At 67.8% G+C, this 13,729-nt stretch carries 12 protein-coding genes; 3 read left to right on the forward strand and 9 right to left on the reverse strand.

All coding sequences use genetic code 11. The features are described from left to right. Window positions 1–91 precede the first annotated feature (91 nt). Complete coding sequence (gene pmbA, locus HB681_RS03330; RefSeq protein ID WP_213953357.1) at window positions 92–1,474, forward strand: metalloprotease PmbA; 1,383 nt, start codon at window positions 92–94, stop codon at window positions 1,472–1,474. Here pmbA and HB681_RS03335 read toward each other — a convergent pair. After that, window positions 1,469–2,365, reverse strand: coding sequence for a LysR family transcriptional regulator (locus HB681_RS03335; protein WP_213953358.1), 897 nt, complete (start codon window positions 2,363–2,365; stop codon window positions 1,469–1,471). The genes pmbA and HB681_RS03335 overlap by 6 nt on opposite strands. 164 nt (window positions 2,366–2,529) lie before the next feature. Here HB681_RS03335 and HB681_RS03340 point away from each other — a divergent pair, with 164 nt between their 5' ends. Then, complete coding sequence (locus tag HB681_RS03340) at window positions 2,530–3,276, forward strand: sulfite exporter TauE/SafE family protein (protein WP_213953359.1); 747 nt, start codon at window positions 2,530–2,532, stop codon at window positions 3,274–3,276. Between the two features lie 141 nt (window positions 3,277–3,417). Here HB681_RS03340 and HB681_RS03345 read toward each other — a convergent pair whose 3' ends face one another. The 6 genes from HB681_RS03345 to HB681_RS03370 all read right to left on the reverse strand — a co-directional run bounded on the left by HB681_RS03345 (window position 3,418) and on the right by HB681_RS03370 (window position 8,005). Next, on the reverse strand, window positions 3,418–3,882 hold the full coding sequence (locus HB681_RS03345) for an NUDIX domain-containing protein (protein ID WP_213953360.1): 465 nt from the start codon (window positions 3,880–3,882) through the stop codon (window positions 3,418–3,420). A gap of 28 nt (window positions 3,883–3,910) precedes the next feature. Further along, entirely contained in the window at window positions 3,911–4,360 is a 450-nt protein-coding gene (locus HB681_RS03350) for a GatB/YqeY domain-containing protein (RefSeq protein WP_213953361.1), read from the reverse strand. A gap of 94 nt (window positions 4,361–4,454) precedes the next feature. Next, window positions 4,455–4,667: a 30S ribosomal protein S21 gene (rpsU, locus tag HB681_RS03355; RefSeq protein ID WP_007833691.1), complete on the reverse strand. Its 213-nt coding sequence runs from the start codon at window positions 4,665–4,667 to the stop codon at window positions 4,455–4,457. A gap of 153 nt (window positions 4,668–4,820) precedes the next feature. Next, window positions 4,821–6,071, reverse strand: a complete 1,251-nt coding sequence (locus tag HB681_RS03360; protein ID WP_256354106.1) for an NAD(P)/FAD-dependent oxidoreductase — start codon at window positions 6,069–6,071, stop codon at window positions 4,821–4,823. 21 nt (window positions 6,072–6,092) lie between these two features. Beyond that, the gene (locus HB681_RS03365) at window positions 6,093–6,878 is read right to left on the reverse strand and encodes a YaeF family permuted papain-like enzyme (RefSeq protein WP_256354107.1); all 786 of its coding nucleotides are present in this window, start codon (window positions 6,876–6,878) and stop codon (window positions 6,093–6,095) included. Further along, entirely contained in the window at window positions 6,878–8,005 is a 1,128-nt protein-coding gene (locus HB681_RS03370; RefSeq protein ID WP_213953363.1) for a sterol desaturase family protein, read from the reverse strand. Before HB681_RS03370 ends, HB681_RS03365 begins: the two co-directional genes overlap by 1 nt. Before the next feature lie 121 nt (window positions 8,006–8,126). Here HB681_RS03370 and HB681_RS03375 point away from each other — a divergent pair, with 121 nt between their 5' ends. Continuing rightward, entirely contained in the window at window positions 8,127–11,978 is a 3,852-nt protein-coding gene (locus tag HB681_RS03375; protein ID WP_213953364.1) for a M48 family metallopeptidase, read from the forward strand. A 7-nt stretch (window positions 11,979–11,985) separates the two neighbouring features. Here the strand turns inward: HB681_RS03375 and cobA are convergent, their stop codons facing one another. Both cobA and ybiB read right to left on the reverse strand, forming a co-directional pair. After that, window positions 11,986–12,783 (reverse strand): uroporphyrinogen-III C-methyltransferase, encoded by a 798-nt coding sequence (gene cobA / locus HB681_RS03380; protein WP_213953365.1) that lies wholly within the window; start codon window positions 12,781–12,783, stop codon window positions 11,986–11,988. Beyond that, window positions 12,780–13,685, reverse strand: coding sequence for a DNA-binding protein YbiB (gene ybiB, locus HB681_RS03385; protein WP_213953366.1), 906 nt, complete (start codon window positions 13,683–13,685; stop codon window positions 12,780–12,782). The genes cobA and ybiB overlap by 4 nt, the downstream gene beginning before the upstream one ends. Window positions 13,686–13,729 lie beyond the last annotated feature (44 nt).

Consider the following 13,729-nt stretch of genomic DNA (forward strand, 5'->3'; position numbering starts at 1 on the left):
GGGGATTGAGGCTGGTTCGGGGGCTCCGGAACGAGTCTTCGGAAAGGGACAGGTCATCCGACACAGGGGGCGCAAGTATCATAGCCACTACATGAAGACCACCCCGAAGACATCGCCCGCGCAAGCGGAAACCGGCTTTGCCTACAGCCGCCCCTTCTTTGAAAACCTGGTCGATACGGCCCTGGCGCATGCCAGAAAGCTCGGCGCCACGGATGCCGGCGCCGAGGCGTCCGAAGGCTGCGGGCTCAGCGTCTCGGTGCGCAAGGGCGAACTCGAGAACGTCGAGCGCAACCGCGACAAGTCGCTCGGCATCACGGTCTACGTGGGGCACCGACGCGGCAATGCCAGCACCTCGGACTTCTCCGAGGCTGCCATCGCGCAGACCGTGCAGGCGGCCTACGACATCGCGCGTTTCACCGCGGAGGACCCGGTCAGCGGCCTGCCGGACGAGGAAGACATCGTCAAGGAGCAGCCCGATCTCGACCTGTTCCATCCCTGGGCGGTGACGAGCGAGGAAGCCGCGCGCATCGCGCTCGAATGCGAAGCGGCGGCGCTGTCGACCGACAAGCGCATCACCAACAGCGAAGGCGCCGGCGTCTCGGCGCAGCAGAGCCATTTCTTCAGTGCGCACACGCATGGGTTCCGAGGCGGCTATGCCAGTTCGCGCCACTCCATCTCGGTTGCGCCGATCGCCGGCAAGGGCGACGACATGCAGCGCGATGCCTGGTACAGCTCGATGCGCTCGGCCGATGAGTTGGCGGCGCCGGCGGCCATCGGCCGTTACGCGGCGGAGCGGGCGTTGAGCCGGCTGAAGGCGCGCAAGATCAAGACCATCGAATGCCCGGTGCTGTTCGAGTCGCCGCTGGCCGCGGGTCTGCTCGGCGGACTGGTGCAGGCCACGAGCGGCGGTGCGCTCTATCGAAAGAGCACTTTCCTGCTCGATTCGCTCGGCAAGGCGGTGCTGCCCGACCACATCGACGTGGCGGAAGACCCGCACGTGCTGCGCGGCAAGGGCAGCTCGCCCTTCGACGACGAAGGCGTGACGACCCAGGCGCGCAAGGTGGTGGATGCGGGCCGGCTGAAAGGCTATTTCCTCAGCACCTATTCCGCTCGCAAGCTCGGCATGAAGACCACCGGCAATGCCGGCGGCTCGCACAACCTGACGCTGCGCTCGCGCCTCACGCAGGCAGGCGATGACCTCGACGCCATGCTCGCCAAGCTCGGCACCGGCCTGTTCGTGATCGAGCTGATGGGGCAGGGCGTCAACTACGTGACCGGCGACTACTCGCGCGGCGCGAGCGGCTTCTGGGTCGAGAAGGGGCGCATCGCGTTCCCGGTGCAGGAGATCACCATCGCCGGCAACCTCAAGGACATGCTGATGGGCATCGAGGCGGTGGGCGCCGACGTCTACAACTATGGCGCCAAGTCGACCGGCTCGTTGCTGGTCAATCGCATGAAGGTCGCGGGCTCATAGGCTTGCGCCTTGCGACAGCAGGTGGTCCAGCAAGCGGCGCGTGTTGGGTGAGAGTTCTTCCACGCGGCGCGCGCAGGCCAGCAGCGTGCGCGCGGCCCAGTCGTCGCTGAGGGCGGCGCACCGGATCTTCATGGTTGCCGCGCATCGCCCGGCTGCGGTGAGCGGCACGATGCCGACGCCGATGCCCTGTTCCACCATCCCGCAGACCGACTCGAAGCTGCGCACGCGCACGCGGTAGTTCAGCCGCTTGCCCATGCGGCGCGCCTGCTGGGCAATGTGCTCCTGCAGCGGATTGCCGTTGGCAAGGCCGATGAATTCGCTGCCGACCACATCGGCCAATGCCACGCGGCGGCGCCGCGCGAGCGCATGGCCGCGCGGCACGACCAGGACCAGGTCGTCGCGGCGGAACACGAACTGCGCGAGCCCCGTGGTGTCGACCGCATCCGAGACGATGCCGATGTCGCACAGGCCGCCATGCAGCGCCTCCACGATGTCCTGGCTGGCGCGCTCTTCCAGATCCACCGAAACGCGCGGATGCAGCGCCAGGAAGCGCGCGAGCGGCGCGGGCAGGTGTTCGGTCATGGCCGAGGTGTTGCATTGCACGCGGACATGGCCTTGCAGGCCGGTGCCGTAGTCGCCCAGTTCGCCGTGCAGTTGTTCCATCTGCTGGCGCACCACCCGCGCATGGTGCAGCAGCGTGCGACCGGCCTCGGTGGGCGTCACGCCCTGGGCATGGCGCAGCAGCAGCGGACTGCCCAATGCGTCCTCCATGCCGCGCACGCGCTGGCTGGCAGAAGCGAGCGTCATGTGCGTGCGTTCGGCGCCGGCGGTGATGGAGCCGGCTTCGACGACATTGAGAAACAGCCGCAGGTCGGTCAGGTCGAATCGCATGGATGCCAAGGTAGCACGGGTGCTTCGCCAATCGATCGGGCCAGAGGCGGCCCGGTCGGGGGCTCAGTCCCTGCCTGAGGCTGGCTGCGCGAGATCCGCATTTTCGGCCTCCGGCTTCGCCGGCAGACTTGCCTTTCCATCAAGGTTGAAGAAAGAGGCATTGCATGACGATCTGGACCACATGGGTGGCGACCGCGGCCGTGTTCGTGCTGGCGGGCATGGTGAAAGGCGTGATCGGGCTCGGGCTGCCCACCGTGTCGATGGCGTTGCTGGCGCTGTGGATGCCGCCGGCCCAGGCGGCCGCGCTGCTGATCGTTCCTTCGCTGGTCACCAACGCGTGGCAGGCGGGGCCGCGCTCGACCTTGGCGGCGATGCTGCGACGGCTGGGCGGCATGCAGGTCGGCATCGTCGCGGGGACGCTCGGCGGGGCCGTCCTGTTCGGCGCGCCTGCGGGCGCATGGGCGTCGGTGCTGCTGGGGCTGGCGCTGGTCGGCTACGCGGTGTGGGGACTCGCGGGTTGGCGAGTGCAGGTGCCGGCAGGTCATGCGCACTGGATGGGCCCCGTGGCCGGCGCCCTGACCGGCCTGCTGACGGCATTGACCGGGGTCTTCGTGCTGCCTGCCGTTCCGTATCTGCAGGGTCTGGGGCTGGAGAAGGACGAATTGATCCAGGCCATGGGCATGTCGTTCACCACGTCGACACTGGCCCTCGCGCTGGGCCTGGCCCTGAGCGGCGGTTTTGCCGGCGCGGCGTTGCAAGCGTCGCTGCCGATGCTGCTGCCGGCGTTGCTCGGGATGGTCGCCGGCTCGGCGTTGCGGCAGCGCTTGCCGGTGGCCGCCTTCCGGCGCTGCTTCTTCGTGGGTCTCGCGCTGCTCGGCGCCTACATGGCGGGCCGGCAGTGGGCCCACTGATGCGACTTCGCAATCAAAAACGCATCACTGCGTTGGACCGCCTTGCCGTGCTACAGCACTGCCTGCGCCGCTCCGCCTTGTTCTGCGCTTGATTGCAAAGTCGCACGGAACACTGGGATCGCCTCAGTGCGGCCTGGCGCACTATCGGGCTGAGGCCTGCGCCCGAAGCGCGGCGCGCACGCGCTCGATGACCCGGCGGTAGGGCAAGGCGAAGTCGTCCGTGTTGTCCTGCGGGGCGAGCCAGCGAAACGAGAAGACGAGCCCATCCTCTTCCGGGCTGCCCATGGCGACGTGCTCGAAGGCCTCCGGCAGCGGCGCGCTGCTGCGCATCAGGTACAGGTGCCAGAGCTGCGGGTGGCGTCGCTTGTTGCCTTCGACGCCGGCTTCGCAATGGCGGTCCAGGGTGCCGAGGTCTTGCAGGTCGCCGGTGTACGCGATGCCCGACTCCTCGAGCAGTTCGCGGCGCACGGCATCTTCCGGATGTTCGCCCGGCTCGACCGTGCCCTTGGGCAATTGCATACCGCCGTCGACCGGGTGGTCGAACACCAGCAGGCGGCCCTGTGCATCCACAAGGCAGGCGCAGGCCTTGAGGACGGGACGGGTCATGCCTCAGCCCGGGCGAAGATGCCCGCGCTCATGCGCCGCTGAGAGCCGCCTTGACCGCGGCGCTGACCTGGCCCATGTCGGCCTTGCCGGCGAGCCTGGTCTTGACGGTGCCCATCACCTTGCCCATGTCGCCGGGGCCCTTGGCGCCCAGCTCGGCGACGATGGCCTTGACCTCGACCGCCACTTCGTCGGCGCTCATGCGCTGCGGCAGGTAGACCTCCAGCACCTTGATCTCGGCGGCTTCCTTGTCGGCCAGGTCCTGGCGGCCACCCTGGGTGAAGGCGGCGACCGAATCCTTGCGCTGCTTGACCAGCTTGTCGACGATGGCCACGACCATCGCGTCGTCCAATTCAACGCGCTCGTCCACTTCCTTCTGCTTCAGGGCGGCCAACAGCAGGCGGATGGTGCCGAGGCGCTCGGAGTCCTTGGCACGCATGGCGGTCTTCATGTCTTCGGTGATCTTTTCTTTGAGGCTCATGGCGAATCCTGGGGAGGGGAAGCAAAAACAAAAGCCGCGGCAGGTTACCCCGGCGCGGCTCGGATCACTGGCGTGCGGCCAGCGGAAGCTGTGCTTAGTACAGCTTCTTGGGGAGCTGCATGCTGCGCACGCGCTTGTAGTGGCGCTTGACGGCAGCGGCCTTCTTGCGCTTGCGCTCGGCGGTCGGCTTTTCGTAGAACTCGCGGGCGCGCAGGTCGGTCAGCAGGCCGAGCTTTTCGATGGTGCGCTTGAAGCGACGCAGTGCGACGTCGAAGGGCTCGTTTTCTTTAACGCGGATGGTGGTCATTGATGAATCGTTGAACTGGATTTGGCCCGGAGAGATCGAGGCCCCGGGCCGGGGTTCCTCAACTGAAAATTTTGGGCGGCCGTTGAGGGGAGGCCAGAAGTTAGCCAAAGATTATAGCAACAAAAGGCTATGGGGCAGCTTTTTGCACAAGGCTCAGCCGTTGCCGCGCACGGCTGCCAGCGCCCCGGCGCAGGCGAACGCGCTGGCCCAGGCCCACTGGAAGTTGTAACCGCCGAGCCAACCCGTGACGTCGACCACCTCGCCGATGAAGTAGAGGCCGGGCTGCTTCTTTGCCTCCATCGTCTGCGATGACAGCTCGCGCGTGTCGATGCCGCCGGCCGTCACCTCGGCCTTTTTGTAACCTTCGGTGCCGGCGGGCGTGATCTGCCAGCGGGCGATGCGCTCGGCCAGTGCCTGCAGCGCGCGGTCGGCTGCTTCATTGATGGGGCGCTGCAGGGCCGGTTCCTCGCCCACCCAGGCGTCCGCGAGGCGCGAAGGCACCAGCGAGGCCAGTTCGTTGTTGATCCGCTTGCGCGACCGGGCCTTGGCCTCGCCGAGCGCGGCGGCGACGTCGACACCGGGTGCGAAGTCGATGGTCAGGGGCGTGCCTTCCTTCCAGTAGCTGGAGATCTGCAGCACCGCCGGCCCTGACAGTCCGCGGTGCGTGAACAACAGGTCTTCCAGGAAAAACATGCGCTCCTTCCTGGCGCCGGTCTCGATCTGCACCGGCAGCGCCAGCCCAGCCAGGCCGGCGTAAGGCGCCCAGCCTTCGCCGGCGAAAGTCAGCGGCACCAGCGCGGGACGCGGCGGGATGACGTCCAGGCCGAACTGGCGCGCGATGCGATAGCCGAAATCGCTCGCGCCAAGCTGCGGGATCGACAGGCCGCCTGTGGCGACGACGATGTTCGCGGCCTCGACCGCACCGCGGCTGGTTTCGACCTGGTAGCTGCCCGTGGCCTTGCCATCCGCCGCCGAATACGCGAGCGATTTCACGCTGCACGGCTGCCAGTGCGTGACGCCGCCCTCGGCGCATTCGGCCAGCAGCATGTCGATGATCTGCTGCGACGGGCCATCGCAGAACAACTGGCCCTTGTGCTTCTCGTGGTGCGCGATGCCGTGGCGGTCCACCAGGGCGATGAATTGCTGCGAGGTATAGCGCGACAGCGCCGACCGGCAGAAATTCGGGTTCTCGCCGACGAAGTGCTTCTGCGGCGCGCGCGGGTCCAGGTCGCGATTGGTGAAGTTGCAGCGTCCGCCGCCCGAGATGCGGATCTTCTCGGCAATGCGTTCGCTGTGGTCGATGAGCAGCACCTTCCGGCCGCGCTGGCCGGCCTGCGCCGCGCAGAACAGGCCGGCGGCGCCAGCACCGATGACCACGACGTCGAAATTCATTGCGTCAGCCATGGTCAACGGTCCTGCAGACGTTCATCGCGACGTCGCCCCATCCGCCGTGATCACCGGCATCGGGTTGTATTTCAGATGCCCGACGTAGCGCAGCGGTTGCGTCGCCGGGATCGACGGCACGTCGCCTTCGCGCATGTGCAGCAGGTCGGCCGGGCTGACCCAGCGCGGGTCGGCGGTGGTGATCGGCTTGCCGGCCTGGTTGTAGGCCTCCAGCACGAACTGGGAGCAGAAGAAGCGGTCGTTGCGGCTGGCGCCCAGTTGCACCGTGGCCATGCCGGTGACGCAGAAGTTGCTGACCGCCGACGGCACCAGCGGCAACTCGCACATGCGGCGATTCAGCACGAAGGGTGCATCCAGCATCACGCCGACGGTGTTGTAGGGCGTGCCCACCTGCGACAAGGCCCAGGCGCGCATGCGCTCGACATGGGCTTCGTCGAGGCCGGGCGCGCGAAAGGCCACCACCATCTGTTCCTCTGCGATCACTTCGTCGAGGCCGCGCGCGCGCACGCCGCTGCCCACGGCCTCGGCGATGCGCCCGTCACCCAGGTAGAGCACCGCATGGCTCACCGGCGCGAAGCTGCCGAGGCGGATCCCAAACGACTTGATGGTGGCGACCGAGGTCAGCAGGATGTCGCCGGGTTCGAGCGCGGCAACGGTGATGAGTTCCCCGCCGTTGCCGGGCGCAATGGCCGAACTCTGGATGCGAAGGGCTGGCGGCGTGTCCCGGATCGGAAGGTCCACGCGCGAGGCGCAGGCTGACATCAACAGCGCCGCGCAAGTCGCGGCGACCATGGCTGGAAGTCTCATCATCCCTTCCAGACGAACGGAAACTTGAGCTGCTTGAAGAAGCCGTTCGGCACGTAGTCGCCGACCACGCCGTAGTGCTCGGGCCACAGCCTGGTGCTCTTCACGGCGGTGCCGAAGAGGTAGTCGAGGAAGGCGTAGTGCGCCGCGTAGTTCTTGTCGATCGCCTCGTCGTCCTGGCTGTGGTGCCAATGGTGGAAGTTGGGCGTGACGATGATGTAGCGCAGCGGCCCGAGGCGCACGTTCACATTGCAATGGTTGAAGACCGCCTGGAACCCGACCACCACGATGTACGCGTCGATCACTTCCTTGCTGAAGCCCAGCACGTAGATCGGCGCGAGCACCAGCGTGCGGGTGATCAGCAGCTCGAGGATGTGCTGGCGCGAGCCGGCCATCCAGTCCATGCTCTTCACGCTGTGGTGCACCGCATGCAGGCGCCACAGCAGCGGGACCTCGTGGTAGCCGCGATGGGTCCAGTACTGCACCAGGTCGGCCACGAGGATGATGAGCAGCAGCCCGGCCCAGAACGGCAGGTTGGCCACCCAGCCGCGGATGCCGTCGTGGGCCGCCCAGCCGAACAGCTTGTGCACCAGCAGGTTGGTCGCCAGCAGCACGAAGCCCACGATCATGTGGTTGACGATGAAGTGGTGCAGGTCAGTCTGCCACTCGTCGCGGAACACCGGCTGCTCCTTGCGGTAGGCGAACAGCTTCTCGATGAAGATGAAGATCAGCGACGAGCCGAGCAGGTCGAGGATGAACCAGTCGAGCCCGATGTAGGGCGTGTGGTCGGGGAAGTTGCTGTCCACCGGAACCTTGTGGCCGCCCAGCAGCAGTGCGGCCGCGACCAGCAGGAACGCGAAGGCCGACAGCCAGCGTGCCCGGTTGAAGATCACGTTGACCAGCGACATGCCGCCCGCGATCACCATGGCCGCCAGCAGGATGAAGCGCATCACGTCGACGTTGTAGCTGCGGCGCAGCTCCGGCGTCGTGAGGTATTGCGGGAAATGGAAGGCCAGCACGCCCAGCAAGCACAGGATGCCGAGGGTCAGCGCGATGGTTCCTGTGACTAATCCCTTGCCCGGTTGAAGTTCACCGTGGCTCTCACTGAATTCGTTGAGTTTTTCGAGCATTTCTAGCTTTCCGCCATCGGGTGACAGATGGATCATCCCTGTCATTATTTTTGAACCAGCCGGTTGCGATTGTCAGTGGGTCATTCCCTCGTCGCATCCCCGGCCGGAGGGAGCTCATAACATGGATGCGTTGTATCCGGCAGGTCCGGACGCGGGGAAGGATGCGATTGTCAGGGCTACCGCTGCGTACCGCCGGCAAGCCTGGCTCGCGATGTCGGCATTGCTGGCATTTGTTGCCGCTTACCTGGGTTTTTCAGGGTGGCTGGCCTGGAAGGCATGGGTGTTGATCGGGGCGTCGCTGCATGGCTCGCCCGACGGCGTGCGGCAACTGGCGGTGGGCGTGGCGGCAGGCTTCCTGGCCTTCTTCATGCTCAAGGCGCTGGTGTTCGTGCGGCGCGGCGAGCTGGGTTCGCTCACGGAGATTTCTGCCGCGGAACAACCGCGCCTGTTCGCCTTCCTGCACCGCCTGGCCGACGAAGCCAATGCGCCGAGGCCGCACAAGGTGTACCTTTCGACCCGCGTCAATGCGGCGGTGTTCTACGACCTGTCGCTGGCCAACCTGTTGCTGCCCTCGCGCAAGAACCTTGAGATCGGGCTGGCGCTGGTCAACATGCTGACGGTGTCGGAGTTCAAGGCCGTGCTGGCCCATGAGTTCGGGCATTTCGCGCAGCGCACGATGGCGGTCGGGCGCTGGGTTTACCTGGCGCAGCAGATTGCCGGGCACGTCGTGGCCAAGCGCGACCGCTTCGACAACTTCCTCGGCGGCCTGTCGCGCGCCGACATCCGCGTAGCCTGGGTGGGCTGGATGTTCTCGCTGCTGGTGTGGGCCATCCGCTCGCTGGTGGACAGCTTGTTCCGCGTGGTGGTGCTGGCCGACCGCGCGCTGTCGCGCGAGATGGAGTTCCAGGCCGACCGCGTGGCCGTGGGCCTGGCGGGCAGCGATGCGCTGGTGCATGCGCTCTACAGGATGCAGGCGGCCGAGACGGCCTGGGACCGCACACTGGAGTTCGCCAACCAGCAGTTGAAGAAAGGCCAGGCGACGGCCGACCTCTACGACATCCAGGCCCGCGTGCTGGTCAAGTTGCGCGCGGTCTACGACGATCCCGGCTACGGCGTGCCGCCCGCATCGTCGGCTCCGGCGGCGCATCGGGTCTTCAAGCGCGACAAGATCCAGATGTCGCGCATGTGGTCGACGCACCCGGCCAGCCACGAGCGCGAAGAGAACGCCAAGAGCGTGTACTTGTCGGCGGAGCTGCGCGGCGAGTCGAGCTGGACCCTGTTCAACGAGCCGCATGCGTTGCGCGAGCGGATCTGCGCCAGCCTGATCCGCCACATCGAACCGGCACCGGCCGTGGCTTCGCGCGAAGCCTCGCAAGCGGCGCTCGATGCCGAGTACGACCGCGAGTCCTACCGCCGTCAATACCGCGGGCTCTACCTGGCCCGCGCCGTCACGCGATCGGCGACGACGGCGGAACAGTTGTTCGATCCGGAAGGGCCCGCGCATGGTTCGACGCAGCTGTACCCCGAGTCGCTGTCCTGCGACCTCGAAAGGCTGGACGCGCTGTGCCACGAGCGCGCCGCGCTGACCGCGCTTCGCAACGGCGCCGCCGTGAGCGCGGGCACGCGGCTGGAACATCGTGGACGCCCGATCAGGCGGCGCGATCTCGCGGGCGTGATCGAGGAGGTCACGCGGGAGATCGCCGACATCGAACGCGCGCTGGCCGCGCATGACAGGCTGTGCCGCAGCACCTGCCGCGTGCTGGCCTCCAGGGCAGGCGCCGAGTGGGAGGCCAGCTGGTTCGGCCTGCTGCGCCTGCTGCACTACGCCGAGCACGCCGAAGCCAACCTGCTCGACATGCACGCCGTCCTGCAGAACACGGTCGCGATGGTCACGGCCAAGCGCAAGACCAGCCCCAAGGATGCGGAGCGCGCCTTGCGTGACGCCGGCGCCTTGTTCATGCTGATGTCGCAGGTCTCGCGCGAGCGCAGTTGCATGCTGCCAGGCCCCGAGGTGATGGCGCTGCTCGGGCATGCGAGCTGGGAGCAGATGCTGGACATTGGCGATTTCGATTTCGTGCCTCCGTCGCACGAGAACTTCAACGAGTGGCTGAAAGCGCTCGACAGCTGGCTCAATCCGATCACGCGCGCCCTGCGCTGTCTGAGGCGTGCGGCGCTGGACAGCCTGCTGCTGGCGGAGGCACGGCTGCGTGACGCGGCCATCGCGCGGCAGCCTGCGGGCGATGCGCCGCTGATGCCTGTCACGCCGGAGCGCTACGACACGCTGGTCACCGGACAGGAGCGGCCGCGACAACTGAGGCTCGACGCGTGGTCGCGGTTCCAGATCGCCGATGGATGGTGGGCCGGCACTGCGCGCATTGCCGTGGCGGGTGGCGTCGTTGCCAGCCTGATGGGCGTGAGCACGTCCTGGGGTACGTCGCGGGTCACGGCCTTCAACGGCCTGGGTCGCAATGTCGAGGTGCAGTTGGGCGGGCAGCGGACGGTGCTGGCGGCCGGTGCGTCGAGGCAGTTCGAGGTCGAGGCCAACCAGCCGCTCGCCCTGACGGCGCGCACCACCGATGGCGCGGAGATCGAATCGCTGACCGTCACGCCAGGACAGGTCGGCGCGCGCTACGTCTACAACATCGCGGGCGCCAGTCCCCTGGTGGCCTGGACGGCGACCTATGGCGACGCAGCGGCCCGCCCGGCCAGGCTGCTGGGCGCGCCGCGCTGGTCGAGCCCGTCGGCGCAACATGTGCTCGAAGCGCCGCCGAAGCAGATCAGGACCTCGGGCGGCGGTGGCACGCGCGAAGCCTTGAGCGCCGCCGAAACGCGCTCGGTGCGCGAGAACCTCGGCCTGCTGGAAAGCGATGCGGAGCGCAACGCGCTGATCGCGATGCATGCGCGCTGGGACGACGTGGAATCTGGCGATCTGCTCGACTGGGTCATGCTGGCGCAAGCCTTGCCGGGGCGCGATGCGATCCTGCGCGAACGGCTGCAGCGCAACCCCTATGAAGTCGTCGCGCTGCGAGCACTGCAGGATGAAGCAACGCCCGGTGAGCGACAGCGTATTTGCGACCGCCACCGGGAACTGCAGCGGGCACGCCCCGACCAGGGCGACCTGGTCTATCTGACGGTGCGCTGCATCGGCGATGAAGCGGTGCGGGACGCGACCTTCAAGCGCGGCGCGGCCCAGTATCCGGACAGCGTCTGGTTCGCCTACGCGGCCGCCCATGTGTGGGCTGCCGAGCAGGCCTGGCCGCAGGCGCGGCAGGCGCTGGAAGCGGCGGCGAGGAGTGCGCCGCTGCGCAACGCCGTGTCGATGGAGCTGGCGCGCATCCGCCGCATCGAAGGTGGCGAGGGCGCCGATCTTGCCGACCTGGCTGCTCATTCCAAAGTGCTCAAGACCCTGGTCGAGTTGCGCGGTGGAAACTTGTCGGTATCGGACGGGGCAGCGCTTGGCTACGCCGCATTGGACCGGGGCCAACTCGACAGGGCGCTCGCACTCGCCGAGGCCCCGTCGGCGCCGGAACATCGGCTGGCGCTGATGGTCGGGGCGTCCGACGGCGCCGGGCCTGCGGCCGTCGCCGCGGCACTCAAGGCGCAAGCCCGCCTGGCGATGGATCTCGACAATGCCTGGATGGCCATCGGCCTCGCGATCAAGTCGGGGCAGAAGACCGATCACGTGCTGGCTGCACTCGTGCGCCGGTTGCCGGCCGCCGAGATGAAGGCGCTGAGCGACTTCGTGGCGGGCCTGGAAGCCTTGCGTGACCAGTCGCACGACCCGGTGCGGCCCGAGTCGGAATTCCGCGACCGGATCCACCTGGAGGCCATGCTGCAAGGCGTGTCGCCGCAACTGCGGGCGCAGGCCTACGGCATCGGGCTCATCGCCTGGGGCCAGCGTGCGCCGGCACCGTGGCGGAGCTTTGCAAAGCGGGCGCTGCTGCCAGCGGAGCGGCCCTACTTCAGCGGCTGAAAGCTTCTCAAGTCCCGAAGCGGGACTGGTTCTCCGCACCGGCCGCGGCCAGGCCGCGCAGCACGTCGCCCACGACGATGATCGACGGGCTCGCGAGGGCGGCCTCCGCAATGCCGGCCTGCAACCGGGACAGCGTGGTCGCGATGTGGCGTTGCTGCGGCAGGCTCGCATGCTGGATCACCGCCACCGGCGTATCGCCGGGCAGACCCTCTAGCAGTTCGTTCTGGATGTGCTGCACGCCGGACACACCCATGTAGATCACCAGCGTGAGCCGCGCGTCGCGCACCGTGGCGGCCAGGACGCGCCAGTCCGTCGGGGCCTCGGCCGCGCCGGCGCCGGTCTTGGCATGGCCGGTGACGAACACCACGCCCTGTGCATGGTCGCGGTGCGTGAGCGGTACGTTGAGCGAGGTCACCGCCGCCAGGCCCGCAGTGATGCCGTTGACCACGGTGCATTCGATGCCGGCTTCGCGCAGGTGCTCGACCTCCTCGCCGCCGCGGCCGAAGATGAATGGGTCGCCGCCCTTGAGGCGCACCACGGCTTCGCCTTCGCGCACGGCGGTGATCATGAGCTTCTCGATGAAGGCCTGCGGCGTGCTCTTGCAGCCGCCGCGCTTGCCCACGTGGACGATGCGCGCCTCGGGCCGCGCATAGCCGAGGATCGCGTCGTCGACCAGGTCGTCGACGAAGAGCACGGTGGCCGCATGGATCGCCTTGACGGCCTTCAGCGTCAGCAGGTCCGGGTCGCCCGGGCCGGCGCCGACGAGCGTGCAAGTGCCTTGGGAGGGGAATGTGGGTTTGCTCATAGCCGGTTCGCCAGTTGCTTGATGTGTTCGACCTGTTGCGCGATCGCGGCCGGCACGGGCGCCTCGCCGGCCAGCACGCGCCGCGTGTAGTCGGCGGTCGTCTCGATGTCGATCTCGGTCGGCAGGCCCTCGACCTCGGCATGCGTGCCGGGTTGCTGCGCCTGCAGTTCGATGCGGGCGCCGCGCAGGAAGCCGTCGATCTGCGCAGTGCGGCGCGGGTCCGACACCACCTCGCCTTCGAGGCCGCGCGAGAGCAGGGCAGTGATGCCCATCAGCTCGAAGGTGGCGGCCATCGATTCGGCATACGCCGGGTGGGTGTAGCTGCCGACGACGACACATTCGCCTTCGGTCGGCTGCATCAGCTTGACGACGCTGTGGCCCGGGTTGCGCAGGCCCACCACGCGGCGCACGTCGAGCAGGCGCTTGAGGCCGGGGCTGAGGAGTTCCGTCGGGGCGAAGGCGACCTGGCCGTCGGCGATGGGGGCGATGGACGTCATCGGCAGGGTGCCGAGCGCGGCGAGCACGCTGGACGCCAGGACGCGAGTGGATTCGGTGGCCGCGCCGTGTACCAGCACGGGCAGGCCTTCGCGTGCCAGCAGCAACGCCAGCAGCGGCGTAAGCACCGGCAACTTGCGCGCGCCGTTGTAGCTGGGCAGCACGATGAGGGGACGGTCGCTGGCCGGGATGCGGTGCAGGCGGGCATGCGTTGCGTCGAGAAAGCCGGCCATCTCGTCGGGCGTCTCGCCCTTGATGCGCATGGCCAGGCAGAAGCCGCCGACCTCCAGGTCGGTGACGGTGCCGTCCAGCACCTGGCCGAACAGGTCGGTGGCCTGCGCGCGGGTGAGCGGCTTCGCGCCGCGTGCGCCGCGGCCGATTTCCTTGATGTATTGGCTGATTCCCATGGGTGCGCGGATTGTCCCGCATGCGTTATGCCAATACGTGAGTC

The organism is Variovorax sp. dw_954, from assembly GCF_018449755.1.
Lineage (GTDB): Bacteria > Pseudomonadota > Gammaproteobacteria > Burkholderiales > Burkholderiaceae_C > Variovorax.

Coding starts and splice junctions, on each gene's coding strand:
- pmbA (WP_213953357.1), top strand. CDS start 92: ATGAAGACCACCCCGAAGACATCGCCCGCGCAAGCGGAAACCGGCTTT.
- cobA (WP_213953365.1), bottom strand. CDS start 12,783: ATGAGCAAACCCACATTCCCCTCCCAAGGCACTTGCACGCTCGTCGGC.
- HB681_RS03345 (WP_213953360.1), bottom strand. CDS start 3,882: ATGACCCGTCCCGTCCTCAAGGCCTGCGCCTGCCTTGTGGATGCACAG.
- rpsU (WP_007833691.1), bottom strand. CDS start 4,667: ATGACCACCATCCGCGTTAAAGAAAACGAGCCCTTCGACGTCGCACTG.
- HB681_RS03350 (WP_213953361.1), bottom strand. CDS start 4,360: ATGAGCCTCAAAGAAAAGATCACCGAAGACATGAAGACCGCCATGCGT.
- HB681_RS03335 (WP_213953358.1), bottom strand. CDS start 2,365: ATGCGATTCGACCTGACCGACCTGCGGCTGTTTCTCAATGTCGTCGAA.
- HB681_RS03340 (WP_213953359.1), top strand. CDS start 2,530: ATGACGATCTGGACCACATGGGTGGCGACCGCGGCCGTGTTCGTGCTG.
- HB681_RS03360 (WP_256354106.1), bottom strand. CDS start 6,071: ATGGCTGACGCAATGAATTTCGACGTCGTGGTCATCGGTGCTGGCGCC.
- HB681_RS03370 (WP_213953363.1), bottom strand. CDS start 8,005: ATGCTCGAAAAACTCAACGAATTCAGTGAGAGCCACGGTGAACTTCAA.
- ybiB (WP_213953366.1), bottom strand. CDS start 13,685: ATGGGAATCAGCCAATACATCAAGGAAATCGGCCGCGGCGCACGCGGC.
- HB681_RS03375 (WP_213953364.1), top strand. CDS start 8,127: ATGGATGCGTTGTATCCGGCAGGTCCGGACGCGGGGAAGGATGCGATT.
- HB681_RS03365 (WP_256354107.1), bottom strand. CDS start 6,878: ATGAGACTTCCAGCCATGGTCGCCGCGACTTGCGCGGCGCTGTTGATG.